We start from the raw sequence: 25,988 nt of genomic DNA on the forward strand, positions 1-25,988 counted from the left end.
CGCGTGCACGGGGCGGGGCGGCGCCCGTCAGCGGTCCGCGGCCGTGCGGTGCCGTACGTACGAGCCCGAGCGGCCCTTGACGACCTCCAACTGCGCCGGGATGCGCCGCCGCAGCTCCGGCACGTGGCTGACGATGCCCACGGTGCGGTCCCGCTCGCGCAGCGCGTCGAGGACGTCCAGCACCTCGTCCAGGGTCTGTTCGTCCAGGCTGCCGAAGCCCTCGTCGATGAAGAGCGTGTCGAGCCGGACGCCGCCCGCCTCCTCCGCCACCACGTCGGACAGGCCGAGGGCGAGGGCGAGGGAGGCGAAGAACGACTCGCCGCCGGAGAGCGTGGCGGTGTCCCGCTCGGTGCCGGTCCAGGCGTCCACGACGTGCAGCCCGAGGCCGTGGCGCCCCCGGCCGTGGGCGCGCTCGTCGGAGTGCACCAGCGTGAACCGGCCGGAGGACATCCGCGCCAGCCGGGCCGTCGCGGCGGCGGCGACCTGTTCGAGCCGGGCGGCCAGCACGTACGACTCCAGCCGCATCTTCCGCTCGTTCTCCGCGGACGTGCCGGCCGTGAGCGCAGCCAGGCGGGCCACCCGGTGGTGCTCCGTACGCAACGGTGCCAGCCGGCGCACCCGGTCGGCCGCCTCGGCGGAGAGCCCGGCGAGGGCGTCGCACCGCTCGCGCGCGGTGTCCCCGGCGGTGGCGGCGGTACGCAGCCGGGCGGCGGCGGCCGCGAACGCCTCCTCGGCGGCGCCGACCGCGGCGGGTGGCCGGGCGGCAGCGGCGGCGGCGCGCGGCTCGGCCAGCGCCTCGGCGACGGCCGCCTCCTCGGCCTGCCACGCCTCCAGCCGCGCCTCCACGTCCCGCAGCGCGGCCGGGTCGAGGAGCGCCGCGGCGGCCTCCTCGGGGGTCTCGAAGCGGGCGCGGTAGGCGGCGTCGGCGACGCGCGCGTCGGCGTCCTTGCCGCGCTCGGCGGCGGCCGCGGCCTCTCGGGCGGCGCGGGCGGCGACGGCGAGCCGGTCGGCCAGCGAGGTGAGCTGTTCCGCGCGCTCCTCGACGCCGGCGGCGCCGCCGCGGGCGGCGCGCACCTCGGCGTCGCGCGCGGCCCGTTCGGCGGTGAGCGCGTCGGCGCGGGAGGCGCGGGCGGCGGCGCGGCTCTCGGCCTGCTGCCGGCCGCGCACCCGGCGGGCGTGCTCCTCGTGCGCCTGGTCCAGTTGCTCGCGTACGGCGAGCGCGCCGGCGGCCAGCTCCCGGGCCCGGCTCAGCTCCCCGGCCAGCCGCGCGACGGCGGCGGCCAGCGCCTCCCTGCTCTCCTCGCCCGCCGCCTCGGCGGCGGCGTCGCGGGCCTGGCGCAGCGAGTCGAGCCTGCGGGCGGCCTCTTCGCGGACGCGCTCGGCGGCCCGGTACGCGGCCAGCGCCTCGTTCTCCTCGCGCTCGCCGACGTGGGCGCCGTCCACGGTGGCGGGCGCGGGGTGCGCGGCGGAGCCGCAGACGGGGCAGGGCTCGCCGTCGGCCAGCCGGGCGGCCAGCTCGGCCGCCATGCCGTCGAGGCGCCGCTCCTTCAGCTCCAGCCAGGTCTCGTGCGCCTGCCCGGCGCGCTCGCCCGCGTCGAGGTGCGCGCGCCGGGCCTCATCGGTCCTTCCGGCCAGCTCGTCGCGGCGCTCCGCGGCGTCGAGGCGGCGGCGCGCGCCCTCGTGTTCCGCGGCGAGCTGTTCCGCGCGGGTGGCCGCGCCCTGGGCCTCGTCGACGCGGCGCTGGAGGCCGCCGCGCAGGGTATCCCAGTCGTCGAGCCAGCCCGCGGCCTCGCGCAGCACGTCCTCGTCGGCGCGGGACTCCTCGTCCAGCGCGGCGAGTTCGCGGGCGATCGCGGCGCTGCGGGCCGCGGCGGCGCGGGCGGCGTCGAGGGCGCCCAGCTCCTGCCGGGTGCGCGCCTCGTGCGCGTCGAGCTGGTCCGGGCCGCCGCCGGCGACGGTGCCGGGCAGCGCGGCGCGGGCCGCCTCCTCGGCCGCGGCGGCCTGGCGGGCCGCGGCGGCGGTCCGGTCGCGCAGCTCCAGGGCGGGCGCCACGGCCGCGGCGTCACGGGCGCGGCGCAGCTTCTCGCCGAGCGCCGCGCGCTCCTGCCGCCGTTCGGCGAGGGCCTGCTGCCGCTGCCGGGCGTCGGCGTGCAGCCGCTGCAGCCGGGCGAGTTCGCGTACGTCCTGAAGGTGGCTCTCGGCCGCCGCGTGGGCGGACTCGGCGGTGCGCAAGCGCAACTCCGCGGCGTCCGCCAGCTCGCGGGCGGTGGCGCGCGCGACGGCGGCGTAGCCGAGCACGCCGTCGGCGAGGCCGGCCTCGCCCGGCTTGGCATCGTCGGGCGACCAGTCTTCCGGGTCGCCGGCAGTGGCCGGGCCGCCGGCCTGCCGGATGCGGTGGGCGAGGTGCAGCAGCCGCTCGTCGCCGTCGCGTACCGCCTCCTGGGAGCGGCGGCGCAGCTCGGCGAGGTGGTCCTCGACGGCGGCGAAGCGGCCGGTGTCGAAGAGGCGGCCGAGCAGCTTCGCGCGGGCTTCCGCGTCGGCGCGCAGGAAGCGCGCGAAGTCGCCCTGCGGGAGGAGGACGACCTGGCAGAACTGCTCGCGGGTCATGCCCAGCAGGCGGCCGATCTCCTCGCCGATCTCCTGGTGCGAGCGGCTGAGGCCGCGCCACTCGCCGGCCGCCGGGTCGTGCTCGCGCAGCAGGCTGGTGGCCCGCTCCGTGGTGACGCCGGTGCCGTTGCGCTTGGGGCGGGGCTGAGCGGGCCTGCGGGTGACCTCCAGGCGGCGGCCGGCGAGGGTGAAGTCGAGCGCGACCTCGGTCGGGGTGTGCGGCTCGGCGTGGTGGCTGCGCAGGGTGCCGCCCTGGCGGACGCCGGGCACGCCGCCGTAGAGCGCGTAGCAGACGGCGTCGAGGACGGAGGTCTTGCCGGCGCCGGTGGCGCCCTGGAGCAGGAAGATGCCGGCGCCCGACAGGGCGTCGAAGTCGACTTCCTGCGTGCCGGCGAAGGGGCCGAAGGCGGCGACGGTGAGCCGGTGGAGCCTCACCTGGCGGTCTCCTCGCGTGCGTCGGCGGCGCGCACGGCATCGAACGCGGCGTGCAGCACGGCCCGTTCGTCGGCCGTCGCGATCGCGCCGGGTCTGACGTGGGCCACGAAGTCCTCCGCGATCTGGCGGTCGTCGCGGCCCTTGAGCCGGTCGGCGTAGGACGCGTCGGCGGCCGTGCCGTCCGCGGACTCGGGGGCGAAGGCGAGGCTGACGACGTGCGGGAAGCGCTCCGCGAGGCGCGCCATCGGCTCGTGCGGGCGGGCGGTGTCGGTGAGCGTGGCCTCGACCCAGGCACTTTCGAGCGGCGTGAGGGCCGGGTCGGCGAGCAGGTCCGCCAGCCGGCCGTGCAGCCGCGCCAGCGGCCGGGGCACGGGCGCGTCGATGCGCTCGGCGGTGACGGCGCCGGCGGCGTCGAGGTCCACCAGCCACGTCGACTTGCGGTGGGCGGCTTCGGAGAAGGAGTACGCGAGCGGGGAGCCCGAGTAGCGCACGCGCTCGGCGAGGGTCTGGCAGCCGTGCAGGTGGCCCAGCGCGACGTAGTCGACGCCGGCGAAGACCGAGGCGGGCACGGAGGCGACGCCGCCGACGGTGATGTCCCGTTCGCTGTCGGAGACCTGGCCGCCGGTGACGAAGGCGTGCGCGAGGACGACGGAGCGGGTGCCGGCCGGGCGGGCGGCGAGGTCGGCGCGCACCCGGTCCATGGCGGCGGAGAGGACGGCTGTGTGCCCGCCGCGGGGGGTGGCGAACTCCTCCCGTACCAGCGCCGGTTCGAGATACGGCAGCCCGTAGCACGCGACGTCCCCCGCGGCGTCCCGCAGCACGACGGGCTCGCCGACGCCCGCGGGGTCGGTGCGCAGATGGACGCCCGCGCGGTCCAGCAGCCCGGCGCCGACGCCGAGCCGGCGCGCCGAGTCGTGGTTCCCGGAGATCATGACGACGGGCACGCCGAGCGCCCCCAGCCGGTGCAGCGCCCGGTCGAACAGCTCCACGGCGGCCAGCGGCGGCACCGCGCGGTCGTAGACGTCCCCGGCGACGAAGACGGCCTCGGCCCCGCGCTCGGCCACCACCGCGACGAGGTGGTCGAGGAACGCGGCTTGGGCGTCGAGCAGGCTCACCCGGTGGAACGAGCGGCCCAGGTGCCAGTCCGAGGTGTGCAGGAAGCGCATGAGGCCCGACTGTAGCGGCGGGGTACGACAACCCGGCTCTGCACAGGCGTCTCACCCGGTGCCGTACACCTCGTCGCCGGGCCGGAGTTCGGCGCTCCCCGCGGTGGCGTCGGCCAGCCAGGAGCGGAAGGCGTCCAGTTCCGCGGCGGGCACGGCGACCTCGATCGCGACGCTCTCGCCGTACGCCACGCCCCGTACGTCGCGCCCCGCGGCGTGCAGGTGGCCGAGTACCTTGCCGGCCCGCCCGTGGTCGACGGTGACGGTGACCAGCCGCATCCGCAGCCGCGTCACGGTGCCGAGCGCGTCCACGGCGGCGCCGACCGCGCCGCCGTAGGCGCGGATGAGGCCGCCGGCGCCGAGCTTGGTGCCGCCGAAGTAGCGGGCGACGACGGCGACGACGTAGCGCAGTTCGCGGCGGAGCAGCAGTTGCACCATGGGCAGCCCGGCGGTGCCGCCGGGTTCGCCGTCGTCGCCGGACTTCTGCACGCCGGCGTCGGCGCCGATGACGTACGCGAAGCAGTGGTGCGTGGCGTCGGGGTACGCGGCGCGCACCCGGGCGAGGACGGCCTGCGCCTCGGCCTCTGTGGCCGCGGGGGCGAGGGTGCAGACGAACCGGGAGCGGTTCACCTCGGTCTCGTGCACGCCCGCCCGGGCGACGGTCAGGTACCCCTCGCGCATCCCGCCACCCTAGCCGCGCTCCCGCCGTCCCCACGCCCGGCCGCCCGCGGGAATCCGGGCCGGGCCCGCGTCGTTGTGAGGATCATGTACGCAGACCAGGAGACCATCCGCAGGATTCTGACCTCGACCGGCGACACCTGGGCGGTGGTCGGTCTGTCCGGCAACCCCTCACGCGCGGCCTATGGCGTGTCCCGGGTCCTCCAGCGCTTCGGCAAGCGCATCGTCCCGGTGCACCCGAAGGCGGAGACGGTGCACGGCGAGCAGGGGTACGCCTCACTCGCGGACATTCCCTTCCCCGTCGACGTGGTCGACGTCTTCGTCAACAGCGACCTGGCCGGCGGCGTGGCCGACGAAGCGGTCGCGGTCGGCGCGAAGGCGGTCTGGTTCCAGCTCGACGTGATCGACGAGGGCGCGTACGAACGGGTGCGCGCGGCCGGTCTGGACATGGTGATGAACCGCTGCCCGGCCATCGAGATCCCCCTGCTCGGCTGAGCGGAGGCCGGGGGACGGGTCAGGCGCCGAGTCCGTCGAGGACCACGGCGCCCGGCAGTCCGGCCAGCGCCTTGCCGGGCACGATGAGCTTGCCGCGCCGCCGGCCGCTGCCGACGACCAGGTGCGGCGCGTCCGCGACCCGGGCGTCCACGAGGATCGGCCAGCTCTCCGGCAGCCCGACCGGCGTGATGCCGCCGTACTCCATGCCGGTCTCCGCGGTGGCGGTGCCGGCGGGCGCGAACGACGCCTTGCGCACGCCGAGATGGCGCCGCACGGTGCCGTTGACGTCGACGCGGGTGGTGGAGAGCACGACGCAGGCGGCGAGGGTGACGTTCCCGCCGCGCTTCCCGGCGACGACGACGCAGTTCGCGGACTGCTCCAGCAGCTCCTGCCCGTACGCCTCGCAGAAGACGGCCGTATCGGCGAGCTCGGGGTCGGAGTCGACGTGCACCAGTTCGGCGGCGGGGACGGCGCCCTGCCAGCCGCGCAGGGCGGCCGCGACGGGGCCGGCGAGCAGGTCGAGGCGCTCGGTGGCGGGGGCGGCGTCGTCGAAGGCTCCGATGGGTGCGCGCATGTCCGTGACCTTAACCCGCCTCAGCGCGCGGGCGGTACCGAGACCGCCATCACCAGCTCCACCGGGTCCCGGCCCTCGTTCCGGTACGCGTGCGGGGCGCTCGCCTCGAAGCTCGCGGACGTGCCGGCGGGCACCAGGTGCGCGGTGCCGGCGACGACGAGCGTCAGCTCCCCCGCGGTCACGTGCAGCAGCTCGGTGGTGCCCGCGGGGTGCGGGTCGGAGCCGCTGCCGTCGCCGGGCATGAGCCGCCAGGACCACATCTCGAACGGGCCGGGGCTCTGCGTCCCGACGAGCAGCCGGCTGGCGCTGCCGGCCTTCGTCGTCCACATCCGCACGGCCCGGTGCGGCGGCACGAGCTGCACCTCGGGGCCGTGCTCGTAGTCCAGCAGCGTCGTGATGCTGATGCCGAGGGCGTCGGCGAGTTTGACCGTTGTGCCGACGCTGGGGTTCGTACGCGCCTGCTCTATCTGGATGATCATCCCGCGGCTGACGCCGGAGCGGCCGGCCAGCGAGTCCAGGGTGAAGCCGCGCTCGTTGCGCCAGTGCTTGAGGTTCCTGGCGAGCGCGTGGGTGAGGACGTCGAAATCCGCCAAGGCTCCGTCCAACTCCGTCCAATATTTTTGATGCGGTCGTCCAGTGCACTGAACTACACTGCAGAGAACCACAGCGTTCATCACAGTGTACTCGGGGGGCTTCGTCGTGACGGCACTCTTCGCCTTGGCCACCAGCATCCTCTACGGGCTGGCCGACTTCGGCGGCGGGGTGCTGAGCCGGCGCACGCCCGCCCTCACCGTGGTCGTGCTCTCGCAGATCGCCGCGACGGTGGTGCTGGGCGGCGTGGTGGTGGCGACCGGCGCCTGGAGCGAGGCCGGTCCACTGCTGTGGTTCGCGGTCGCGGCCGGCGTCGCCGGGCCGGTCGCGATGATCTGCTTCTACAGCGCGCTGGCCCGCGGGCCGATGGGCGTGGTCTCGCCGCTCGCCTCGATGGCCGTGCTGGTGCCGTTCGGCGTGGGCCTCGTGGCGTACGGGGAGCGGCCGGGCCCGGTGCAGTACGCGGGCGGCGCCCTCGCGCTGGCCGGTGTGGTGCTGGCGTCCGGTCCGGTGCGGGGTGCCCCGGTGGCGCGGCGGACGCTGCTGCTGACGCTGGGCGCGGCGGCGGGTTTCGGGGCGGTCTTCGCCTTCATCGCCGAGGCGTCCACGACGGTCACCGGGCTCTTCCTCGCGCTGTTCGTGCAGCGCGCGGTGAACGTGGTGGTGGGCGGGGCCGCGCTGTACGCGGCGGTGCGCCGGGGCGGCGCGGCGCTGCCGGAGGGCGGCTGGGACACGATACGGGCGGCGGCGCCGGGGCTGGTGTTCGTGGGCCTGGCGGACGTCGCGGCCAACGGGACGTATGCGATAGCCGCGCAGCACGGCCCGGTGACCCTGGCGGCGGTGCTGTCGTCGCTGTATCCGGTGGTCACGGCGCTGGCGGCGCGGGGCGTGCTGCGGGAGAAGCTGCGCGCCGTGCAGGCGGCGGGCGCGGGTCTGGCGCTGGCCGGGACGGTGCTGCTGGCGTCGGGCTGAGGCGCTTCGCGCCGCCGGGCGCGGCTCAGAAGTGGTTGCGGATCGTGTAGAGCAGCAGCCCGAAGGCGTGCAGGGACAGCACGACGACCAGGACGATCCACAGCTTGCGGTCCGTGCTCATACGGCGCCCCTCCCCGGGTGCCGGCCGGTCGCGGTCATGTCGCGGTCTCCAGGGTGCCCGGTGGCGCGGGGCGCAGCGGCGGGTGCCAGCCGGACTCGGGGTTCCAGCGGCGTACGATCCGGGCGGGCGCGCCGGCGACGACCGCATGGTCCGGCACCTCGCCGCGCACCACGGACCCGGCGGCGACGACCACGTTGCGGCCGAGCCGGGCGCCGGGCAGGATCAGCGCGCCCGCGCCCAGCCAACTGCCCGCGCCGATCTCCACCGGCGCGGAGCGCGGCCACTGCTTGCCGACCGGCTCGTGCGGGTCGTCATAACTGTGGTTCGTCGAGGTGACGTACACGTACGGGCCGCAGAAGACGTCGTCGCCGATGGTGACGGGCAGGTCGGCGATCACATGGCTGCCCCGGCCCAGCACGACGCCGTCGCCGAGCCGTACGGCGGTGTCCGGGCCGAGCGGGGCGTCCGGCGCGAGGCCGACGGTGAGCGTCACCTGCTCGCCGATGATGCAGTGCGCGCCCAGCTCGATCCGCCGCTCGCCGAAGATCGTGCCCTGCGGGAAGGCGAGGACCGTGCCGGCGCCGAGCCGCCGGAAGCGGTACGGGCCGGGGCGCGCCGCGCTCACCGCGCCGGTGCTCCGCACCCACCGCCAGCCGCGGTGCACGGCGCGCGAGAGCAGCCTGCTCGTCACGGAGTCGCGCTGCGGGTTCGGCACCCGGTCACCGTACCCCTCCCGTCTCTCGCCTACGCTCTGAGCGAGCGCGGCCGCGGCCCCGGACGGCGACGGGCCGCCGGCGGCTCACCAGGACGTATGACGGCGGGCGGCGCGGGCCGCCGCGAGCACCGGGAGCGGACGACATGTCAGGACGGCCGGAGCCGCTGATCGCGGCGGTGGGCGGGCGGGAGCCCGCGGTGGACCCGAAGGCGTACGTGGCCGCGACCGCGGTGGTGGTCGGGGACGTGACCCTCGGCGCGGAGGCCAGCGTCTGGTACAACGCCGTGCTGCGCGGCGACTGCGAGTCGATCTCCCTGGGCGCGGGCAGCAACGTGCAGGACAACTGCACGGTCCACGCCGACCCGGGCTTTCCCGTGGTCATCGGCGAGCGCGTGACCGTCGGCCACAACGCGGTGGTGCACGGCTGCACCGTCGGCGACGACGTGCTCGTCGGCATGGGCGCGACGCTGCTCAACGGGGCCGTGATCGGCTCCGGTTCGCTGGTGGCCGCGCAGGCGCTGGTGCCGCAGGGCATGGAGGTGCCGCCGGGTTCGCTGGTCGCCGGAGTGCCGGCGAAGGTGAAGCGGCCGCTGACGGACGAGGAGCGCGAGCACATCCGCCTCAACGGCGCGGGTTACGTGGCCCTGACGCAGGTGCACCGCGAGTCCCTGGGCGGCTGAGCCGCGAGGTCCCCGGCCGCCGGTGCGTTCGGCACCCGCGGCGGCCGGGGCCGCGACCGCGGCCCTCAGTCGTGGGGGCGCAGCGTCCACAGCACCGTCATCCGCCCGCTCACGGCGCCGTCCCCGCGGACGATGTCGACCTCGACGGGGAACTCCGGCCGCTTCCCGGCGTCGAGTTCGGCCACGACCTCGGCAATCGGCCGGCCCAGCCGCGCCTTGGCGGTGACGTCGCCCCTGGCGACCTTCAGGAAGTCGATCTCGGCCCGCACCGGCAGCGGCACGGCCCGCTCCATCTGGTCGCCGAACGCGGCGAGTACGACGGCGCCTGTCGCCGACTCGGCCAGGGTGAACATCGCGCCGGCGTGGGGGCCGCCGACGTGGTTGCGGTACTCGGGCCGGTCGGGGAAGCGGAGGGTGGCGGACTCCGGCGTGATCTCGTCGTAGATCAGGCCGAGCGTGCGGACCATGGGAACCGATGCCTGAAGGAGCTCGCCCAGCGGCGGCATGGTGTCTGACATGCGGCCACGTTACCAACGGGTAATAAGTGTGGCCACTCCCCGTCGCCAGCTATGTTGTTCCGCATGTGGCCAGGACAGCAGCCCGGGGGCGAGCAGCACCAGCAGCCGAACCCGTATCAGCAACAGCCCGCCCCGCACGGCCCGCAGGGCTACGACGGACAGCAGCAGCACCAGCAGGAGCAGTGGGGCCAGAGCACGCAGCCCGGTGCGCCGGTGCCCGGCAAGAGCGGCACGACCCCCCGCGTCGCCGTCGCCATAATCGGCGCCGTGGCCGTGATCGCCGCGGCGGCCGTGACAGGCGTGGTGCTCCTCAACGAGGACGACGGCGGCGGAGGCAAGGCGAGTCCCGGTGGCGGCGGCGGTTCGCCCTCCGCGTCGGCCTCGCCGTCCCCGTCGGAGAAGCCCGTACTGCAGGACGACCCCGACAACCCGCGCGGCGTCGCCGACGACCAGAAGATCGAACCGGTCGTCTCCGGCTGGAAGGCCGTCTACAACGCCAAGCGCCACAACGTCTACGACGTGCCGCCGGAGTGGGAGGTGCAGTCCCCGACCATGACCATCGGCTTCGAGGACGACTCGGGACCGCTGGTGTCGATGACGGGGGCCGCGCTCTACAAGGACGGCATCTGCAAGTACGCCAGCCGCGCGGGCGCCGGCACCAAGGGCGGCATCGGCGCGAAGAACACCAAGGAGGCCGTCGAGAACGAGGCCGGCGCCTGGGCCGAGGCCGCCTTCAACACCAGCAAGAAGGCGACCGTCAAGCAGACCGAGCCGGTGGCGTTCTCCAGCAAGCACGGCCTGAAGGGGCACATGGCCACCGCGACCGTCACCGGCGTGCCGCGCGAGACCAAGTGCTCGGCGGACGGCAAGGTCGTCGCGTTCACCTACACCGACGTCAACGGCGAGTTCGCCACCTGGGTGCTCTACACCGACACGGGCGTGGACGACGAGGTGCCCGAGGACACCATCGCCAAGATCATGGACAGCCTGCGCCCGCTGGAGGGCTGACCGCGGCGAATTCCGGTTGCGGCGCGGCGGCGGGCCCGGCATAGTCCGCGGGTGACCCGTCCCCCCGCGCCCGACGCCGATTCCCCGCCGGATCCCGTACGGGCCTCCGCCGCCTCCGCTCCTGGGCCGCGCCGCCGCTGGGCCGGGCGCAACTACACGCTGCTCTCCCTCGCCGCGGTGATCACGAACCTCGGCGCCTCCGGCGCGCTGATCGCCTCGGCGTTCGCGGTCCTCGAAGCCGGCGGCTCCGCCACCGACGTCGGCCTGGTGGCGGCGGCGCGGACGACCGCGCTGATCGTCTTCGTGCTCCTCGGCGGCGCGGTCGCCGACCGGATCCCGCGGCACCGCGTCATGGTCGTCGCGAACACCGTGAACTGCACCTCGCAGGGCGTCTTCGCGGCGCTGGTGATCACCGACCAGGCGCAGGTCTGGCAGATGGTGCTGCTGTCGGCGGTCGGCGGTACGGGGCACGCGTTCTTCGCCCCCGCCGCCGAGGGCATGGTGCTCTCCTCGGTCACCGGCGAGCAGGCGGGCCGCGCCTTCGCGCTCTTCCGCGTCGGCATCAACGGCGCCGGCATCGGCGGGGCCGCGCTCGGCGGCGCCATGGTCGCCGCCGTGGGGCCGGGGTGGGTGCTGGCCGTGGACGCGGCCGCGTTCGCCGTCGCCGCGGCGCTGCGGGCTTTCCTCGACGTCAGCGGCATCCCCGAGCGGCGGCCCGGCGGCAGCATCGTCGCGGATCTGAAGGTCGGCTGGCGGGAGGTGACGGGGCGGCCCTGGCTGTGGTCGATCGTGCTGCAGTTCGCGGTCGTCAACGCCGTGGTGGCCGCCGCGGAGGCGGTCTACGGGCCGCTGGTGGCCCGCGAGCACCTGGGCGGCGCGGAGCCGTGGGGCCTGGCGATGGGCGCCTTCGCCGCCGGGACGCTGGCCGGGGCGCTGGTGATGACCCGCTGGAAGCCGCGGCGGGTGCTGCTCGCCGGGGTTCTGTGCGTCTTCCCGTTCGCGCTGCCGCCCGCTGCGCTGGCGGTGCCGCTGCCGGTGGCGTGGCTCGCGGCGGTGATGTTCGTCTCCGGCGCGTGCATCGAGGTCTTCGCGGTGGCGTGGATGATGGCGCTGCACCAGGAGATCCCCGAGGACAAGCTGTCGCGGGTCTCGTCGTACGACTGGCTGGGCTCGATCGCGCTCATCCCGGTCACCACCGCGCTCGCCGGGCCGGTGCAGGACCTCGTGGGCCGGTCGGCGGCGCTGTGGGGCTGCGCGGCGCTGGTGGTCGCGCTCACCGCGGCGGTGCTGTCGGTGCCGGACGTACGGCAGTTGCGGCGGCGTACGGAACAGGCGGCGGCCGGATCCGCGGGCACGGACCGCGGCGGCGGCACGGACGCCGGGAACGGTACGGGCGGCGCCGCGGACGGGGAGCAGCCGGTGGATCAGCCGATCGTGAAGGCGCCGTCCGGCGGCTCGGGCGACGGCACGGCGTCGGCGTCCCCGACCGGCTGAGCGCCCGCCATCAGCCGCCGCAGCGCCGGCCCGTACTCGACGCGGGCGGGGAACGGGTCGGCCGCGGTGCGCCGGGCCAGCTCCGCGAGCGGCAGCCCGCGACCGGCCTTGGCGCCGTGCTCCGCCGCCACCACCAGGATGTTGCCGAAGCGGCGGCCGCGCAGCACCGACGGCTCGGCGATCAGGCAGAGCTCGGGGAAGACGGCCGCGGCGGTGGCCAGTTGGGAGCCGAGGAAGCGGAACGGCGCGCTGTCGGCGAGGTTCGCGACGTACAGCCCGTCCGGGCGCAGCGCGCGGGCGGCGGCGGAGACGAACTCCAGCGACGCGACGTGCGCGGGCACCCGCGCACCGCCGTAGACGTCGGCGATGACCAGGTCGCAGCTCGCCGCCGGGCGCTGTTCCAGCGCGGCGCGGGCGTCGAGGGGCCGTACGGTGACGCCGCAGTCCTCCGGCAGCGGCAGATGCCCGGCGACCAGGGCGATCACCCCGCGGTCGGATTCGGCGACCTCCTGCCGGGAACCGGGGCGCGTCGCCGCCACGTACCGGGGCAGGGTCAGCGCGCCGCCGCCGAGGTGCACGGCGTCCAGCGGGCGGCCGGGCGGGAAGCCGAGGTCCACGACGTGCGCGAGGCGGCGCGCGTACTCGAACTCCAGGTGCGTGGCGTCGTCGAGGTCCACATACGACTGCGGGGCGCCCTCGACCGTGAGCAGGTACGCGCGGGGGCGGTCGACGTCCGGCAGCAGCCTCGCGGTGCCGCCGTCCACGGCGGCGACGACGGGGACGGGCTCCTCCACACCGGCCATTGTGGCGGAGGAGGCCCGCCTTCCGTACCCGGATGCGCGGATGCGCGGGTACGGAAGGCGGGCGGCGGGCCGGGCCCGGCCCGCGCCGGGTCAGTCCAGCCCGGTGACGGTGCCCGCGCCGACCGTGCGCCCGCCCTCGCGGATCGCGAAGCCGAGCCCCACTTCCAGCGGCACCTCGCGGCCCAGTTCGACCGTCATCGCGACGGTGTCGCCCGGCCTGGCGACGCCCGTCGCGCCGAGGTCGACGTCGCCGACGACGTCCGCGGTCCTGATGTAGAACTGCGGCCGGTAGCCCGTCGAGACGGCCGTACGCCGGCCGCCCTCGGCGGCGGACAGCACGTACACCTCGGCGGTGAACCGCCGCCGCGGCACGACGCTGCCCGGCGCGGCGACGACGTGCCCGCGGCGCACCGCGTCGCGCGCGACGCCGCGCAGCAGCAGCGCGACGTTGTCGCCGGCCTGCGCGGAGTCCATCGGCTTGCCGAAGGTCTCCAGACCGGTGACGACCGTCTCGACGTCGGCGCCGAGCACCTGCACCCGGTCCCCGACGCGCACCGTGCCGCGCTCGACGGCGCCGGTGACGACCGTGCCGCGGCCGGTGATGGTGAGCACGTTCTCCACCGGCAGCAGGAACGGCGCGTCCAGGTGCCGCTCGGGCATGGGCACGTAGGTGTCCACCGCGTCGAGCAGGTCCACGATCGCCTGGGTCCACGCCGGGTCGCCCTCGAGCGCGCGCAGCCCGGAGACGCGGACCACGGGCACCTCCTCGCCCGGGTAGCCGTGCTTGGTCAGCAACTCGCGGACCTCCAGCTCGACGAGGTCGGTCAGCTCGGGGTCGCCGGCGTCGGCCTTGTTGAGCGCGACGACCACGTGCCGTACGCCCACCTGGCGGGCGAGCAGCACGTGCTCCGCGGTCTGCGGCATGACGCCGTCGGCCGCGGAGATCACCAGGATCGCCCCGTCGAGCTGGGCCGCGCCCGTGACCATGTTCTTCACGTAGTCGGCGTGGCCCGGCATGTCGACGTGCGCGTAGTGGCGGGTCGCCGTCTCGTACTCGACGTGCGCGATGTTGATGGTGATTCCGCGCACGGACTCCTCCGGCGCCCGGTCGATGCGCTCGAACGGGACGAAGGTGCCGGTGCCGCGGTCGCTGAGCACCTTGGTGATCGCGGCCGTCAGCGTGGTCTTGCCGTGGTCGACGTGCCCCATCGTGCCGATGTTGACGTGCGGCTTCGTGCGCACGTACGCCTGCTTGGGCATGGTTCTTCCTCGCGGATCGCAGTGGCTGCGCGGACCCCGGGCCTGGCCGGCCCTCCCCCGCTGGGGTCCGCTGGTGCGATCACGGGAAGGGGCGGATTCGGGCGCCGTCGGCTGCGGCTGCCGGCACTGCCGCGAGTGCGGCCGGCACAGCCTTCAGCGCGTCCGCTGCCGCGGACGTGTGCGCGAGGAAGGCGTACCGGAACATGCCCGCCATGATCGGGTACGGGTCCCGCGTGCGTCGACCGGTTTTCCGGCCGCAGGCCGCGGGCCCGGTCAGAAGTGCCTGAGCGCCTCGCGTACGGACAGCGGGGAGAGTTCGGCGCGGTGGGCGTCGACGAAGGCACGGACGGCCCGCGGGTCGGTCTTCGCGTACTCGCGCAGGCACCAGCCGATGGCCTTGCGGACGAAGAAGTCGCGGTGGCCGGCGCGGCGTAGGCAGTAGCCGAAGAGCCGGCCGGTGTCGGTGGCGTCCTTGAAGCGCAGTTGGTGCAGCAGGGCGGTGCGGGCGACCCACAGGTCGCCGTCCTCGATCCACTCGTCCATGGCGCGGGCAAGCGCGGGATCGGCGGCGACGAGGCCGCCGACGACGTGTGCGGCGAGCGCGTCGACGGTGTCCCACCAGGAGGTCGTGACGATGAGGTGGCGTACGGCGGGCAGCGACCCGGAGGAGCAGCGGCGCACGTGGCGGCGGAGGTAGTCGACGGCGAAGTAGTGGTACTCGCGCTCCGGCAACCGCCAGCAGCGCAGCGCGATCGCCACGCAGTCCGCCTCGGCGGGACGCGCCGTGCCGGCGAGGACGGCGCGGGACAGCTCACGGCGGCGGGGCGCGGGGATGCCGAGGAACGGGGCGACGCCGCGCAGATACGCGGCCGACCGCGCGGCGCGCTCGGGGTCGGCGGCCCCGGGGTAGGCGGCGGTGAGGCGGTCGAGGACGGTGTCGGCGAGAGGACTTCCGGGGACCACCGGGGCGCCCGCACCCGCCGTGGCCTCCGGGGCTGCCGGGACGTCGGGGGCTGCGGCGGCACCGGGGTGCTGCTGGGGCATGACGCCCACGATAGCGACCGGAGTTGAGGGGGACGTCACGGTGGGGTGACGGCCCCGTCGGTTAGGCTCCCACCGTGCCCGAAACCGCAGAGGCGCCCGTCGCCGGCCGCGCCGTCCGCTGCGGCCGGGCCCTGTTGTCCCCCCGCTCCCGGCTCGCCCTCCTCCTGGTGCTGCTCGCCGGCGCGGCGGTCGCGGTGATCGTGTGGCGGCCGCACCGGCTGCTGACCGACGGCCTGCCGCCCCAGTTCACCGGCCTGTCCGCGGTGCTCCTCTTCGCCGTCGCGTACGGGCTGTGCACCGCGGCTCTCGTACCGCGGCCGCTGCTCAACCTCGCCTCCGGCACGCTCTTCGGCGCCCAGGCGGGCCTGGCCGGGTCGGTGTCGGGCACGGTGCTGGGCGCGGGCGTCGCGTTCGGCATAGGCCGGCTCCTCGGCCAGGACGCGCTGCGCCCGCTGCTGCGCGGGCGGCTGCTGACGGCGGCGGACCGGCAGCTCAGCCGGCACAGCTTCCGCTCCATGCTGGTGCTGCGCACCTTCCCCGGCGTGCCGTTCGCGGGCGTGAACTATGCCGCCGCGGTCTCCCGGATGAACTGGACGCCGTTCCTGGTGGCCACCGCCGTGGGCTGCGTGCCGAACACCGCCGCGTACGTGATCGCCGGCAGCCGGGCCTCCGACCCGCTCTCCCCCGTCTTCCTCGGGGCCCTCGGCTTCATCGTCGCCAGCATGGCGGGCGGCGCCGCGCTCGCCATGCGCCGCCGCCGGCGCTCGGGCCGCCGGACCGCCCCGGGCGGAGTGATCTCTTCCGCCACGGCCACGGAAGAGCCCGCCGCGGGGCTCGCGGGCATGGCCGCAGCCGACCCTGGGGCCAAGCGCCTCATGTCGGGGCCTTAACATCTCCTCCAACCCGTCGGCCGAACTCAAGGACATGTGCAGCCCCGTATGAGCTGGATCGAAGCAGTCATCCTCGGACTCGTCCAAGGGCTGACGGAATTCCTGCCGATCTCCTCCAGCGCCCACCTCCGGCTCACGGCGGCCTTCGCCGGCTGGGAGGACCCGGGCGCGGCCTTCACCGCGATCACCCAGATCGGCACCGAGACCGCCGTGCTGATCTACTTCCGCAAGGACATCGCGCGGATCGTCTCCGCCTGGTGCCGTTCGCTGACGAACAAGGCGATGCGCTCCGACCACGACGCCAAGATGGGCTGGCTGGTCATCGTCGGCTCGATCCCCATCGGGGTGCTGGGGCTGACGTTCCAGGAGTCGATCGAGGGCCCCTTCCGGGATCTGCGGCTGATCGCCACCACGCTCATCGTGATGGGCCTGCTGCTCGGCTTCGCCGACTGGCGCGCCTCCACCGGCGGCGGCCGGCACCGCGCGGCCGTGAAGCGCAAGGAGCTGACGGACCTCAACACCCGCGACGGCCTGCTCTTCGGCTTCGCCCAGGCGCTGGCGCTGGTGCCGGGCGTCTCACGGTCGGGCGCGACGATCACCGGCGGCCTGTTCCTGAACTACAACCGCGAGGCGGCGGCCAGGTATTCGTTCCTGCTGGCCATTCCCGCGGTGCTCGCCTCCGGGCTCTTCGAGCTGAGGAAGGTGCCCGGGGCGACGCACATGAACTGGGGCGCGACCGTGGCCGCGACAGTTATCGCCTTCCTTGTCGGATATGCCGTAATCGCATGGTTTATGAGATTCATCACCACCCGCAGCTTCGCACCCTTCGTGATCTACCGCGTGCTGCTGGGCATCCTCATCTTCGCCCTGGTCGCGGCCGGCGCCCTGGATCCGGACGCCGGCGACACGGCCCACTGACCCGCGCGGGCCGGCGGCCTTCCCGCGGGGTCAGAACGACGCCTCCGTCAGGCCGTCTTCCGCCGCGCCGCGGCTGAGGACGGCGGCCCGTACCCGCGCGTGGACGTCCGGGTACGTCTCGGGCGTCGCCGGCACCACGCGGAACGGGGGCCCGGTCTCCGCGTGCTGGGCCAGGAACTCCGCGCGGGTCACCCGCCAGCCGTCGCGGGCGGGGGTGAAGGTGAAGCGGGCGGCGGAGCCCTCGTTGCCGCGGTACATCGACGGGATGAAGCTGGCGACCTGGTCGCCGAGGCCGTAGACGACCCAGGTGCCGTTCACCTTCTCGTACGGCTGCGGGACGTGGTTGTGGGTGCCGACGATCAGGTCGATGTCCTTGCGGCCGCCGCTCCGCGAGCGCGTCAGCCGGTCGGCGAGCCGCCGCTGGGCGAGGTCCGGTTCCTGCTGCCACTCGGTGCCCCAGTGCGCGCTGACGACGACCACGTCGGCCCCGGCACGGCGGGCCGCGCGGGCGTCGGCGACGACGCGGTGGGGGTCGAGCATCGCGAGGGACCAGGGGGCGTCGGCGGGGACGCCGGCGTTGCTGCCGTAGGTGTACGAGAGGTGGGCGACCTTGGCGCCGCCCGCCGACAGCAGGGCGGCGCGGCCGGACTCGGCGCGGGTGCGGGCGGTGCCGGCGTAGTGCAGGCCGGCGCCGTCGAGGGCGTCCAGGGTGCGGCGTACGCCGTCGGCGCCGGAGTCGAGCGCGTGGTTGGAGGCGGTGGAGCAGCCGTCGTAGCCGACGTCGCGCAGGGCGGTGGCGAGGCCGGGCGGGGACTGGAACGAGGGGTAGCCGGTGAACGGGCCCTCGCGCGGCCCGAGCGGGGTCTCCAGATGGCACAGCGCGAGGTCCGCCTTGGCGACGGTGGGCGCGACGGCGGCGAACATGGGACGGAAGTCGTAGTCCTTGTCCCCGGCGTCCGTGGCCGCCTGCGTCATGATCGAGGGGTACGGGATGATGTCGCCGGTCGCCAGCAGCGTGAACGGGCGGGCGCCGGAGCCGGGCCCGGCCGCCGCGGGCGCGGCGGATCGGCCGGCGGACCCGCAGCCCGCGGCGAGGAGCGCCGCGGCGGCGGCGAGTGCGGTGGCGGTGCCTGCGGCTGCGGTGAGCCGGATACGGCGCCGGGGCATGGGCGCCCCCTTCGTACGGTCGGAGCACGAACGGGAAGCAGCTTGCCCCTTTTCATATGATTAACCGCTCACCACTCCGGCCGTGTCCGGCGTACGGGTGGCGACATCAACCCGCCCGGCCCACCTCGCGGACGATGCGCTCGCACAGCTCGTGGGTGGCGAGCGCGTCCCGCGCGCTCAGCACCTCCCCGGCCCGTACCGCGTCCAGGAACACCAGCACCACCTGCTCGATGCCGCGCTGCCGGGCCACCGGCACCCAGTCGCCGCGCCGCCGCACGCTGGGCTGGCCCTTGTGGTCCACCACCTCGGCGAGGTTGCGGACCTCGCGCTTGGTGTCCTGCCCCGACACCTCCAGGATCTCCTCGGCGGAGCCCGAGAGCCTGTTCATGGCGCCGATGGCGGTGAAGCCGTCGCCGGACAACTGCAGGACGACGTGGTGCAGGAGACCGTCGCGGACGCGGGCGCGCACGTCGACCTGCTCGACGGGGGCGGGAGCGAGGAAGCGCAGCGTGTCCACGACGTGGATGAAGTCGTCGAAGACCATCGTGCGGGGGTCCTCGGGGAGCCCGACGCGGTGCTTCTGCAGGATGATCAGCTCGCGCGGGTGCTCCAGGCACTGCGCGTAGCCGGGCGCGTGGCGGCGGTTGAAGCCGGTCATCAGCGAGACGCCGCGCTCCTCCGCGAGCCGTGTGAGCCCTTCGGCGCCGGCGAGGTCGTACGCGAGCGGCTTGTCGACGTAGACGGGTATGCCCGCCTCCAGCAGCGCGGTGGCCAGCTCGACGTGCGCTTCGGTGGGGGCGTGCACGAACGCGGCGTCGAGGCCGGCGGCGAGCAGCGAGCCGAGGTCGCGGTGGCGGTGCGCGTGCGGGATGCGGTGGGCGTCGCCGACGCGGTCGAGGGTGGCGGGGGTACGGGTGAGCAGGTGCGGCTCGACGCCGGGCAGCGAGGCGAGCACCGGGAGGTACGCCTTGCGCGCGATGTCGCCCAGTCCGATCACGCCGGCCTTCAGGGGCGTGGCTCCCGTGGTCATGTGCGCTCCCGTCCCCGGTCGTCGGCACGCGGACCGCCGCCGCGCAGGAGGACCTGCGTCAGGGCGCCGCCTGTGCGGGGGAAGCATACGGGCCGCCCGGGTCGGCGCCGCCGCCGGGCGGCTCCCAGTCCGCGATGCCGTCCAGCCCGCGTAGCACGACGCGGGGCCCGAGCAGTCCCACGCCGCGGATGAGGGCGTTGCGGGCGCGTACGGCGAGCGGTCCCGTCAGGTTGATCACGCGGCCGGCGCGGGCGGAGCGCAGCGCCACGGTGCGGGTGCGCGGGAGGCGGTCGCGGGTGTAGCGCTCCAGGGCCTCCGGTACGGCCGCGGGGTCGGCGGCGGCGTGGTGGGCGAGGACGACGCCGTCCTCGACGGCCTGGTTGCCGCCCTGGCCGAGGTTCGGGGTCATGGCGTGGGCGGCGTCGCCGAGGAGGGCGACCCGGCCGCGGTGGAAGGCGGGCAGCGGCTCGGCCAGCCAGCGCACGTCGTGGTGGAGCACCTGGCCCGGCTCGGCCGCGGCCAGGATGGCGGGCACCGGGTCGTGCCAGCCGGCGAAGCGGCGGCGGAGTTCGGCCAGTTCGCCGTCCGGGGAGCGGCGGCCCGCGGGCGCGAGGGCGGCGGCGTAGGCGTACACGCGGCCGTCGGCGAGCGGCTGCGAGCCCCACAGCTCCCCGCGGCCCCAGGTCTCGTGGGGCGCGAACGCGACGGGCCGCGCGGGCAGGACCAGCCGCCAGGTGGTGAACCCGGCGTAGGCGGGGCCGGGGTGGCCGGGGAAGAGGGCGCTGCGGGCGGCGGAGCCGATGCCGTCGGCGGCGACGACGAGTTCGGCCTCCAGCACGCCGTCCGGCACCGCGACGCGCGCGGGCTCGCCGGGGCCGCCCGGGTCCTCGACCTCGGCGGCGGCTTCGGTGCGGATGGCGCCGGCCGGCAGCCGGGCGGTGAGCAGCGCCGCGAGGTCGGCGCGGTGCACGAGGGCGATGCCGCCGCCGAAGCGCTCGGCGAGGGCCGCCGCGTCGGTACGGGAGAGCCAGCGGCCTTCGGGTGTACGCAGCCCGCCGCTCCCCTCCCAGGCGGCGAGGTCGCGCACGGCGTCGCCGACGCCGATGGCGTCGAGGGCGCGCTGGGCGTTGGCGGCGAGGGAGATGGCGGCGCCGACGGGCTCGATCGAGGCGGCCTTCTCCAGCACGGTGACGGACCAGCCGCGGCGGTGCAGTGCGGCGGCGGCGGTGAGCCCGCCGGGTCCTGAGCCGATGACGAGGGCGCGCGGCTGCTTCAAGGGAGCCTCCTGGAACTACACCTGTAGTTACGCGGCCGAGGGTACCACGCGCGCAACTACGACTGTAGTGGCGACCGCCACGGGCGATAGGTTGGGGCCGTGCCCGACCCGAACACCCCTGCCCCCGCCGCCGCTCCTCCCCCCGCCGCCGCGTCCCGGCAGGAGGTCATCGCCGACGCCGCCATCGCGCTGCTCGCCGAGCGCGGCATGCGGGGCCTGACCCACCGCGCCGTGGACGAGGCCGCGGGCCTGCCGCAGGGCTCCACGTCCAACCGCGCGCGCACCCGGGCCGCCCTCCTCGAACTCACCGTCCAGCGCCTCGCGGAGCGCGAGGGCGGGGTGCTGGGCGTCGGCGAGCTGCCCCCGCCGGCCGCGGATCCGGGTCCGCTCGCCGACGCGCTGGCCGGACTGCTGCACCGCTTCCTCACCCGGCACCGCACGCTGGTCGTGGCCCGCTACGAAGTCGCCCTGGAGGCCACCCGGCGCCCCGAACTGCGGGCGATCTACGACCGCGCGGGCACCACGTTCGCCGATGCCGCCCACGCGCTGCTCGCGGCCTGGGGATCGGCCGACCCCGAACGGCACGCGCAGGAACTCATCGCCTGGACCGACGGCATGATGTTCCTGCACACGGCGGGCCGGGTGACCGGGTCGCGCACGCCGACCAGGGCGCGGCTGCGCGCCGGGTACGAGGACCTGCTGCGCGGCATGCTCGGCGGCTGACCGCCGGGCGGAGCGGCAACTCCGCGGGACCGGCATCACCCTTGCGGGGAGTACCGGTGGGGCCCCGGGCACAGCAGTGTGGCCGGGTGCACTCCACTCCCGCCGCCGGCGCGCTGCTGACCGGCCTCACGACGCTCGCCGCCGTCGCCGGCTGCGTGACCGTCTCCCCCCAACCCGCCACCGACTCCGGCACGGGGACCCGCCACGGCCCGGGCGCCGGGTCGCGCGCCACGGCCGCGCCAGGACCGGCAGCATCTCCGCTGCCGGGGCGCGAGGAGCTGGCGACGATCGGCCCGGGGCCGCGCCCGCGGCGTACCTCCGCGGCACCGGCACCACCGTCCGCGGGCGCGGAGCGGCCCGACGCCTCCGCCCCTGGCGACGGCCTCCCGCCGGCGCCGGAGGCACCGGCTCCCCGTGCGGGCCAGGGCCGCCCGGCCCGTACGGCACAGCCGGCCCCGCTGCCCCGGACACCGGCCGCCTCCGGCGGGGCCGTCGATCTGTGCGGCCTCGCCGGGGACTACGGCCGCTGGGCCCCCGGCAGCCGGGAGGACGCGGCCTGCACGGAGTACCTCGAACGCTAGCCGCCGTCCGCCAGGCCCCGGCCCGTACGGACGAGTCCCCGGCCGGGCCTCAGTCCCCGGCCGCGGCCAGGTCCGGGATCCGCCAGTCGATGGGCGCGTGGCCGTGCGCCGCCACCGCCGCGTCGATCTGCGAGAACGGGCGCGAGCCGAAGAACTTCTTCGCCGACAGCGGCGACGGGTGTGCCCCCTGGACCACCACGTGCCTCGCGGTGTCGATGAGCGGCAGCTTCTTGCGCGCGTACGCCCCCCACAGCACGAACACCGCCGGATCGGGCCGCTCCGCCACGGCGCGGATCACCGCGTCGGTGAACTCCTCCCAGCCCTGGCCCTTGTGCGAGTTCGCCTCGCTCTCGCGCACCGTCAGCACCGCGTTCAGCAGGAGCACGCCCTGCTCGGCCCACGGCATCAGATACCCGTTGTCCGGGACGGGGTGGCCGAGGTCGTCGCGCAGTTCCTTGAAGATGTTGCGCAGGGAGGGCGGGATGCGCACCCCGGGACGCACCGAGAAGCACAGCCCGTGGCCCTGCCCCGCCCCGTGGTACGGGTCCTGGCCGAGGACGAGCACCTTCACGTTCTCGTACGGCGTGGCGTCGAGGGCGGCGAAGACCTCCTCCCGCGGCGGGTACACGGGGCCGCGGGCGCGCTCCTCCTCGACGAACGACTCGAGGCGCGTGAAGTAGGGCTTTTCCAGCTCCTTGCCCAGGGCGTCCTGCCAGGACGGGGGCAGCATCGGGGACACGGGTGAGGGACCTCCGGTCGGTGCAGAAGATCGGTTCAGTGGGTCGTTGCGCAGCCGACAGTACCGCCGGGCACTGACAACTCCCCTACCAACTGGTCTTCTTGTACAGCTCCCACATCCGCATGATCGTCGAGGCGTCCAGGCTCCACTCCACCCCGGCCACGTCGTCGTCCGCCGCGATGTACTGCCGGGCCTGCCAGAGCGGCAGCAGCCGCGCGTCCTCGGCGAGGATGTCCTGCGCCCGCGAGAACTGCTCGTTGACCCCGGCCCGGTCCGCCTTCCGGCGCGATTCGGGCAGCAGTTCCTCGGTGATCTCCGCGTTCTCGTACGGCGTGCCGAGGGCGTTGCGCGCGCCCGTGAAGGGGGCGATGTAGTTGTCGGGGTCGGGGAAGTCGGGCGACCAGCCGCGGCCGAAGACGGGGTACTCGCCCTTGTTGTACGCGGCGGCGAACTTCTCCCACTTGCGGCCCTTGACCGTGACGTCGAACAGCCCGCTGTCCTCGAGCTGCCGCTCCAGCTCCTCGAACTCCCGGGCCGTCACCGAGCCGTACCGGTCGGTGGTGTACCAGAAGGTCAGCGGCACGGGCTCGGTGACGCCCGCCGTCTCCAGCGTGACCGCGGCGGCCTCGGGGTCCGGCTCGCCGTACCGGTCGAAGAAGGGGGTGGTGTGGCCGGTGATGCCGCGCGGGATCATCGAGTACAGCGGCTCGGCGGTGCGGCCGTAGACCTTGCGTACGAGCGCGTCGCGGTCGATCACCTGGGCGACCGCCTGCCGCACGGCGAGGCTGTCGGCGTACTCGTGCTCGGGGTTGAAGACCAGGTAGTGGATCTCCGGCATGACCACCCGGCTGAGCGCGATCGAGCCCTTCTCGTCCGCCGTCTTCTCCAGTTCCGGCACCCGGTCCGGCGGCAGTCCGCGGTACGTGACGTCGATGTCGCCCTTCTTCAGGGCGTCGGTCATCGCGTCGGAGTCGTCGAAGTAGCGGATGCTGACGGAGTCGTTGCGCAGCTCCGCGTCGCCCGTGTAGCCGGAGTTGCGCTCCAGCTCGGCGACCGACCCCTTCTTGTACGACGCGAGCGTGTACGGCCCGGAGCCGACCAGGGTCCCGGGTTCCGCGAGTTTGTCCGCCGGGTACTCCTCGGGGTCGACGAGCGAGGTGGCGGGCGCGGCGAGGATGAACGGGAACGTGGCGTCGGGGCGCTTGAGGTGGAAGGTGACGGTCCGGTCGCCCTCGGTCTCGACCTTCTCCAGGCTGTCCAGCAGCCCCGCGGGGCCGGTCTCGGCGTTGATGGCGAGCACCCGGTCGAAGGAGTGCTTGACGGCCGCGGCGTCGAGCGGGTTGCCGTTGGAGAAGGTGAGGTCCTCGCGGAGCTTGCAGCGGTACGTGCGGCTGTCGGCGCCGGTGAAGCCGCAGCTCTTGGCCGCGTCGGGCTGCGGCACGGTGCTGGTGCCGGCGTAGTGCATGAGCGTCTGGTAGACGTTCCGGTACAGCTCCCAACTGCCGTCCCAGGCGGCCGCGGGGTCGAGCGTGCTGGGCGCGCTCGTCGTACCGACGTCGATGTGCCGCTCGTCGTCGCCCGACGCCGACAACGTGCCGCAGCCGGCCAGCATCGAGACGGGTATCAGCACCGCGGCGACCCGCCGCGGGCCCGACCGGAAGAACACGTGCTTGTCCCCCTCCTTGCACCTGTTCGATGGGGTGCGCAGACCCTACCCCACGGTCGGTGGATCACGGATCCCCCAGAACAACGCTGTGACCCGGGGGAACGCGTGAGGCGTGTGTGACTGCTGGTTCAGCTCCAGCCGGCGTTGAGGAAGATCCCGCCCTCGATGGCGAGCGTCTGCCCGGTGATCCAGCCGGCCTCGTCGGAGAGGAGGAACGCGGCGGCGCCGCCGATGTCCTCGGGCACCCCGAGCCGGCCCAGCGGGTAGCCCGCGGCGGCCTCCTCCTCGCGGCCCTCGTAGAGCGCGACCGCGAACTTCGTCTTCACCACGCCCGGCGCGATGGCGTTGACCCGGACGGCGGGCGCGAACTCGTGCGCGAGCTGCAGGGTCATGTTGATCATCGCGGCCTTGCTCATGCCGTACGCGCCGACGAACGGCGACGCCGAGAGCCCGGCGACTGAGGAGACGTTGACGATCGCGCCGCCGTGCTCGCGCTGCCACGCCTTGTACGTCTGCTGGGCGAAGCCCAGGGCGGACAGCACGTTCGTCTCGTAGACCTTGCGCACCGCGTTCAGGTCGACATCCGCGATGGGGCCGAACACGGGGTTGGTGCCTGCGTTGTTGACCAGGTAGTCCACCCGGCCGAACGCCTCCATGGTGCGCGCCACCGCCTCGGCCTGGTGCGCCTCGTCGTGGGCCTTGCCGGGTACGCCGATGGCCCGGCCGGCGCCGAGCCGCGCCACGGCCTCCTGCAGCGCCTCCTCGCCCCTGCCGGTCACGCACACCCGGTGGCCGCGGGCGACCAGGGCCTCCGCGATGCCGTAGCCGATGCCGCGGCTGGCCCCGGTGACCAGGGCCACCCGCCCGCTCTCCGCGGCCTGTGGCGCGCCGGCTCTCTCCTGCTGCGTCATGTCCTCGTCCCCCGGCCTCAGTCGAGCGGCCCGCCGGCCACGTACAGCACCTGGCCGGAGACGAAGCCGGCGTCCTCGCCCGTGAAGAAGGCGATGGCGCCCGCGATGTCGTCGGGCTGGCCGACACGCTGGACGGGGATCTGGGCGGCGGCCGCGGCCTGGAAGTCGGCGAAGTCCATGCCGACCCGGGCGGCGGTCTGCGCGGTCATCTCGGTGGCGATGAAGCCGGGCGCGACGGCGTTGGCGGTGACGCCGAACTTGCCCAGTTCCTTGGCGAGGGTCTTGGTGAAGCCCTGCAGCCCGGCCTTGGCGGCGGAGTAGTTGACCTGGCCGCGGTTGCCGAGCGCGGAGCTGCTGGAGAGGTTGACGATGCGGCCGAAGCCGGCGTCGACCATGTGCTTCTGGCAGGCCCTGGACATCAGGAACGCGCCGCGCAGGTGCACGTTCATGACCGTGTCCCAGTCGTCCTCGGCCATCTTGAAGAGCAGGTTGTCGCGGGTCACGCCGGCGTTGTTGACGAGGATGACGGGCGGGCCGAGTTCGGCGGCGGCGCGGGCGACGCCGGCCTCGACGGCGGCGGCGTCGGAGACGTCGCAGCCGACGGCGAGCGCGGTGCCGCCGGCTTCGGTGATCTTCCCGACGGTCTCCGCGCAGGCGCCCTCGTCGAGGTCGAGCACGGCGACGGCGCGCCCCTCGCGGGCCAGGCGGACGGCGGTGGCAGCACCGATGCCGCGCGCGGCGCCGGTGACGATCGCGACCCTTCCGGTGGTGGACATGCTGGTGTTCTCCTCGCGCTGGCTGGGGCCGGGGTGCCGTCCGACGAGCGGTGAGCAACCGCTTAGTAGGTACGGCTCACGTGACGCTAGAAGTCCGGCCCCGCCGTGTCAACGGGGCGCCGCGGCGGGGTCTCCGTACGCGGGTGCGCCCCG

General features: G+C 75.0%; 26 protein-coding genes. 9 read left to right on the top strand and 17 right to left on the bottom strand.

The features are described from left to right. Positions 1 to 27: 27 nt before the first annotated feature. The 3 genes from DMB38_RS00970 to DMB38_RS00980 are packed head-to-tail and all read right to left on the bottom strand — an operon-like array spanning position 28 to position 4,886. Positions 28 to 3,042 (bottom strand): SMC family ATPase, encoded by a 3,015-nt coding sequence (locus DMB38_RS00970; RefSeq protein ID WP_125933522.1) that lies wholly within the window; start codon positions 3,040 to 3,042, stop codon positions 28 to 30. After that, positions 3,039 to 4,208 carry an exonuclease SbcCD subunit D gene (locus DMB38_RS00975; RefSeq protein WP_125933523.1) on the bottom strand — a complete coding sequence of 390 codons (1,170 nt, stop codon included), beginning with the start codon at positions 4,206 to 4,208 and terminating at the stop codon, positions 3,039 to 3,041. Before DMB38_RS00975 ends, DMB38_RS00970 begins: the two co-directional genes overlap by 4 nt. A gap of 51 nt (positions 4,209 to 4,259) precedes the next feature. Then, positions 4,260 to 4,886, bottom strand: a complete 627-nt coding sequence (locus DMB38_RS00980) for a YigZ family protein (RefSeq protein ID WP_125933524.1) — start codon at positions 4,884 to 4,886, stop codon at positions 4,260 to 4,262. Between the two features lie 84 nt (positions 4,887 to 4,970). Between DMB38_RS00980 and DMB38_RS00985 the strand changes: the two genes are divergently transcribed. Further along, the gene (locus tag DMB38_RS00985; protein ID WP_125933525.1) at positions 4,971 to 5,378 is read left to right on the top strand and encodes a CoA-binding protein; all 408 of its coding nucleotides are present in this window, start codon (positions 4,971 to 4,973) and stop codon (positions 5,376 to 5,378) included. 19 nt (positions 5,379 to 5,397) lie between these two features. On the opposite strand, the gene DMB38_RS00990 is transcribed toward DMB38_RS00985, so the two are convergent. Together DMB38_RS00990 and DMB38_RS00995 are read right to left on the bottom strand one after the other, a co-directional pair. Further along, positions 5,398 to 5,952 carry a YbaK/EbsC family protein gene (locus DMB38_RS00990; protein ID WP_125933526.1) on the bottom strand — a complete coding sequence of 185 codons (555 nt, stop codon included), beginning with the start codon at positions 5,950 to 5,952 and terminating at the stop codon, positions 5,398 to 5,400. A gap of 20 nt (positions 5,953 to 5,972) precedes the next feature. After that, positions 5,973 to 6,545, bottom strand: coding sequence for an XRE family transcriptional regulator (locus DMB38_RS00995; protein ID WP_047014370.1), 573 nt, complete (start codon positions 6,543 to 6,545; stop codon positions 5,973 to 5,975). Positions 6,546 to 6,651: 106 nt separating this feature from the next. Here DMB38_RS00995 and DMB38_RS01000 point away from each other — a divergent pair, with 106 nt between their 5' ends. Further along, positions 6,652 to 7,515, top strand: a complete 864-nt coding sequence (locus DMB38_RS01000; protein WP_164715902.1) for an EamA family transporter — start codon at positions 6,652 to 6,654, stop codon at positions 7,513 to 7,515. Positions 7,516 to 7,670: 155 nt separating this feature from the next. On the opposite strand, the gene DMB38_RS01005 is transcribed toward DMB38_RS01000, so the two are convergent. Then, positions 7,671 to 8,351, bottom strand: coding sequence for an acyltransferase (locus DMB38_RS01005; protein WP_125933528.1), 681 nt, complete (start codon positions 8,349 to 8,351; stop codon positions 7,671 to 7,673). A 143-nt stretch (positions 8,352 to 8,494) separates the two neighbouring features. Here DMB38_RS01005 and DMB38_RS01010 point away from each other — a divergent pair, with 143 nt between their 5' ends. Continuing rightward, positions 8,495 to 9,031, top strand: coding sequence for a gamma carbonic anhydrase family protein (locus tag DMB38_RS01010; RefSeq protein WP_125933529.1), 537 nt, complete (start codon positions 8,495 to 8,497; stop codon positions 9,029 to 9,031). Positions 9,032 to 9,096: 65 nt separating this feature from the next. On the opposite strand, the gene DMB38_RS01015 is transcribed toward DMB38_RS01010, so the two are convergent. Then, entirely contained in the window at positions 9,097 to 9,549 is a 453-nt protein-coding gene (locus DMB38_RS01015) for a DUF4442 domain-containing protein (protein ID WP_125933530.1), read from the bottom strand. 63 nt (positions 9,550 to 9,612) lie between these two features. Between DMB38_RS01015 and DMB38_RS01020 the strand changes: the two genes are divergently transcribed. Then, positions 9,613 to 10,557, top strand: a complete 945-nt coding sequence (locus DMB38_RS01020) for a hypothetical protein (RefSeq protein ID WP_125933531.1) — start codon at positions 9,613 to 9,615, stop codon at positions 10,555 to 10,557. Between the two features lie 51 nt (positions 10,558 to 10,608). Then, the gene (locus DMB38_RS01025) at positions 10,609 to 12,051 is read left to right on the top strand and encodes an MFS transporter (protein ID WP_125933532.1); all 1,443 of its coding nucleotides are present in this window, start codon (positions 10,609 to 10,611) and stop codon (positions 12,049 to 12,051) included. On the opposite strand, the gene DMB38_RS01030 is transcribed toward DMB38_RS01025, so the two are convergent. The 3 genes from DMB38_RS01030 to DMB38_RS01040 form a co-directional block, all read right to left on the bottom strand. Further along, positions 11,982 to 12,845 (bottom strand): fused MFS/spermidine synthase, encoded by an 864-nt coding sequence (locus tag DMB38_RS01030; RefSeq protein WP_125933533.1) that lies wholly within the window; start codon positions 12,843 to 12,845, stop codon positions 11,982 to 11,984. The two genes, DMB38_RS01025 and DMB38_RS01030, sit on opposite strands and share 70 nt — an antisense overlap. A gap of 99 nt (positions 12,846 to 12,944) precedes the next feature. Then, on the bottom strand, positions 12,945 to 14,114 hold the full coding sequence (gene tuf, locus DMB38_RS01035) for an elongation factor Tu (RefSeq protein ID WP_125933534.1): 1,170 nt from the start codon (positions 14,112 to 14,114) through the stop codon (positions 12,945 to 12,947). 273 nt (positions 14,115 to 14,387) lie between these two features. Further along, positions 14,388 to 15,158 carry a DNA alkylation repair protein gene (locus DMB38_RS01040; protein ID WP_125933535.1) on the bottom strand — a complete coding sequence of 257 codons (771 nt, stop codon included), beginning with the start codon at positions 15,156 to 15,158 and terminating at the stop codon, positions 14,388 to 14,390. Positions 15,159 to 15,232: 74 nt separating this feature from the next. On the opposite strand from DMB38_RS01040, the gene DMB38_RS01045 reads away from it, so the two are divergent. Continuing rightward, positions 15,233 to 16,048, top strand: a complete 816-nt coding sequence (locus DMB38_RS01045; protein ID WP_125933536.1) for a VTT domain-containing protein — start codon at positions 15,233 to 15,235, stop codon at positions 16,046 to 16,048. Positions 16,049 to 16,096: 48 nt separating this feature from the next. After that, a complete protein-coding gene (locus tag DMB38_RS01050; RefSeq protein ID WP_125933537.1) occupies positions 16,097 to 16,966 on the top strand; it encodes an undecaprenyl-diphosphate phosphatase in 870 nt (289 codons plus the stop codon). A gap of 30 nt (positions 16,967 to 16,996) precedes the next feature. On the opposite strand, the gene DMB38_RS01055 is transcribed toward DMB38_RS01050, so the two are convergent. The 3 genes from DMB38_RS01055 to DMB38_RS01065 form a co-directional block, all read right to left on the bottom strand. Next, on the bottom strand, positions 16,997 to 18,133 hold the full coding sequence (locus tag DMB38_RS01055) for a CapA family protein (RefSeq protein ID WP_125933538.1): 1,137 nt from the start codon (positions 18,131 to 18,133) through the stop codon (positions 16,997 to 16,999). Positions 18,134 to 18,239: 106 nt separating this feature from the next. Then, positions 18,240 to 19,142, bottom strand: coding sequence for a Gfo/Idh/MocA family oxidoreductase (locus DMB38_RS01060; protein WP_125938731.1), 903 nt, complete (start codon positions 19,140 to 19,142; stop codon positions 18,240 to 18,242). A gap of 79 nt (positions 19,143 to 19,221) precedes the next feature. Beyond that, a complete protein-coding gene (locus tag DMB38_RS01065; RefSeq protein ID WP_125933539.1) occupies positions 19,222 to 20,439 on the bottom strand; it encodes an FAD-dependent monooxygenase in 1,218 nt (405 codons plus the stop codon). A 99-nt stretch (positions 20,440 to 20,538) separates the two neighbouring features. Here DMB38_RS01065 and DMB38_RS01070 point away from each other — a divergent pair, with 99 nt between their 5' ends. Both DMB38_RS01070 and DMB38_RS01075 read left to right on the top strand, forming a co-directional pair. Beyond that, complete coding sequence (locus DMB38_RS01070) at positions 20,539 to 21,162, top strand: TetR family transcriptional regulator (RefSeq protein ID WP_125933540.1); 624 nt, start codon at positions 20,539 to 20,541, stop codon at positions 21,160 to 21,162. An 86-nt stretch (positions 21,163 to 21,248) separates the two neighbouring features. Next, on the top strand, positions 21,249 to 21,743 hold the full coding sequence (locus DMB38_RS01075) for a hypothetical protein (protein WP_125933541.1): 495 nt from the start codon (positions 21,249 to 21,251) through the stop codon (positions 21,741 to 21,743). A gap of 49 nt (positions 21,744 to 21,792) precedes the next feature. Here the strand turns inward: DMB38_RS01075 and DMB38_RS01080 are convergent, their stop codons facing one another. The 4 genes from DMB38_RS01080 to fabG all read right to left on the bottom strand — a co-directional run bounded on the left by DMB38_RS01080 (position 21,793) and on the right by fabG (position 25,835). Continuing rightward, a complete protein-coding gene (locus DMB38_RS01080) occupies positions 21,793 to 22,473 on the bottom strand; it encodes a uracil-DNA glycosylase (RefSeq protein WP_125938732.1) in 681 nt (226 codons plus the stop codon). A 94-nt stretch (positions 22,474 to 22,567) separates the two neighbouring features. Further along, positions 22,568 to 24,148 (bottom strand): ABC transporter substrate-binding protein, encoded by a 1,581-nt coding sequence (locus DMB38_RS01085; RefSeq protein WP_164715903.1) that lies wholly within the window; start codon positions 24,146 to 24,148, stop codon positions 22,568 to 22,570. Positions 24,149 to 24,276: 128 nt separating this feature from the next. Then, the gene (locus tag DMB38_RS01090) at positions 24,277 to 25,059 is read right to left on the bottom strand and encodes an SDR family oxidoreductase (protein WP_125933542.1); all 783 of its coding nucleotides are present in this window, start codon (positions 25,057 to 25,059) and stop codon (positions 24,277 to 24,279) included. A 17-nt stretch (positions 25,060 to 25,076) separates the two neighbouring features. Beyond that, on the bottom strand, positions 25,077 to 25,835 hold the full coding sequence (fabG, locus tag DMB38_RS01095; protein WP_125933543.1) for a 3-oxoacyl-ACP reductase FabG: 759 nt from the start codon (positions 25,833 to 25,835) through the stop codon (positions 25,077 to 25,079). Positions 25,836 to 25,988: the final 153 nt, after the last annotated feature.

The organism is Streptomyces sp. WAC 06738 (genome assembly GCF_003945505.1).
GTDB lineage: Bacteria > Actinomycetota > Actinomycetes > Streptomycetales > Streptomycetaceae > Streptomyces.

Coding starts and splice junctions, on each gene's coding strand:
- DMB38_RS01015 (WP_125933530.1), bottom strand. CDS start 9,549: ATGTCAGACACCATGCCGCCGCTGGGCGAGCTCCTTCAGGCATCGGTT.
- DMB38_RS00990 (WP_125933526.1), bottom strand. CDS start 5,952: ATGCGCGCACCCATCGGAGCCTTCGACGACGCCGCCCCCGCCACCGAG.
- tuf (WP_125933534.1), bottom strand. CDS start 14,114: ATGCCCAAGCAGGCGTACGTGCGCACGAAGCCGCACGTCAACATCGGC.
- DMB38_RS01050 (WP_125933537.1), top strand. CDS start 16,097: ATGAGCTGGATCGAAGCAGTCATCCTCGGACTCGTCCAAGGGCTGACG.
- DMB38_RS01010 (WP_125933529.1), top strand. CDS start 8,495: ATGTCAGGACGGCCGGAGCCGCTGATCGCGGCGGTGGGCGGGCGGGAG.
- DMB38_RS00980 (WP_125933524.1), bottom strand. CDS start 4,886: ATGCGCGAGGGGTACCTGACCGTCGCCCGGGCGGGCGTGCACGAGACC.
- DMB38_RS01020 (WP_125933531.1), top strand. CDS start 9,613: ATGTGGCCAGGACAGCAGCCCGGGGGCGAGCAGCACCAGCAGCCGAAC.
- DMB38_RS01080 (WP_125938732.1), bottom strand. CDS start 22,473: ATGCTGCCCCCGTCCTGGCAGGACGCCCTGGGCAAGGAGCTGGAAAAG.
- DMB38_RS01055 (WP_125933538.1), bottom strand. CDS start 18,133: ATGCCCCGGCGCCGTATCCGGCTCACCGCAGCCGCAGGCACCGCCACC.
- fabG (WP_125933543.1), bottom strand. CDS start 25,835: ATGTCCACCACCGGAAGGGTCGCGATCGTCACCGGCGCCGCGCGCGGC.
- DMB38_RS01040 (WP_125933535.1), bottom strand. CDS start 15,158: ATGCCCCAGCAGCACCCCGGTGCCGCCGCAGCCCCCGACGTCCCGGCA.
- DMB38_RS01090 (WP_125933542.1), bottom strand. CDS start 25,059: ATGACGCAGCAGGAGAGAGCCGGCGCGCCACAGGCCGCGGAGAGCGGG.
- DMB38_RS00985 (WP_125933525.1), top strand. CDS start 4,971: ATGTACGCAGACCAGGAGACCATCCGCAGGATTCTGACCTCGACCGGC.
- DMB38_RS00975 (WP_125933523.1), bottom strand. CDS start 4,208: ATGCGCTTCCTGCACACCTCGGACTGGCACCTGGGCCGCTCGTTCCAC.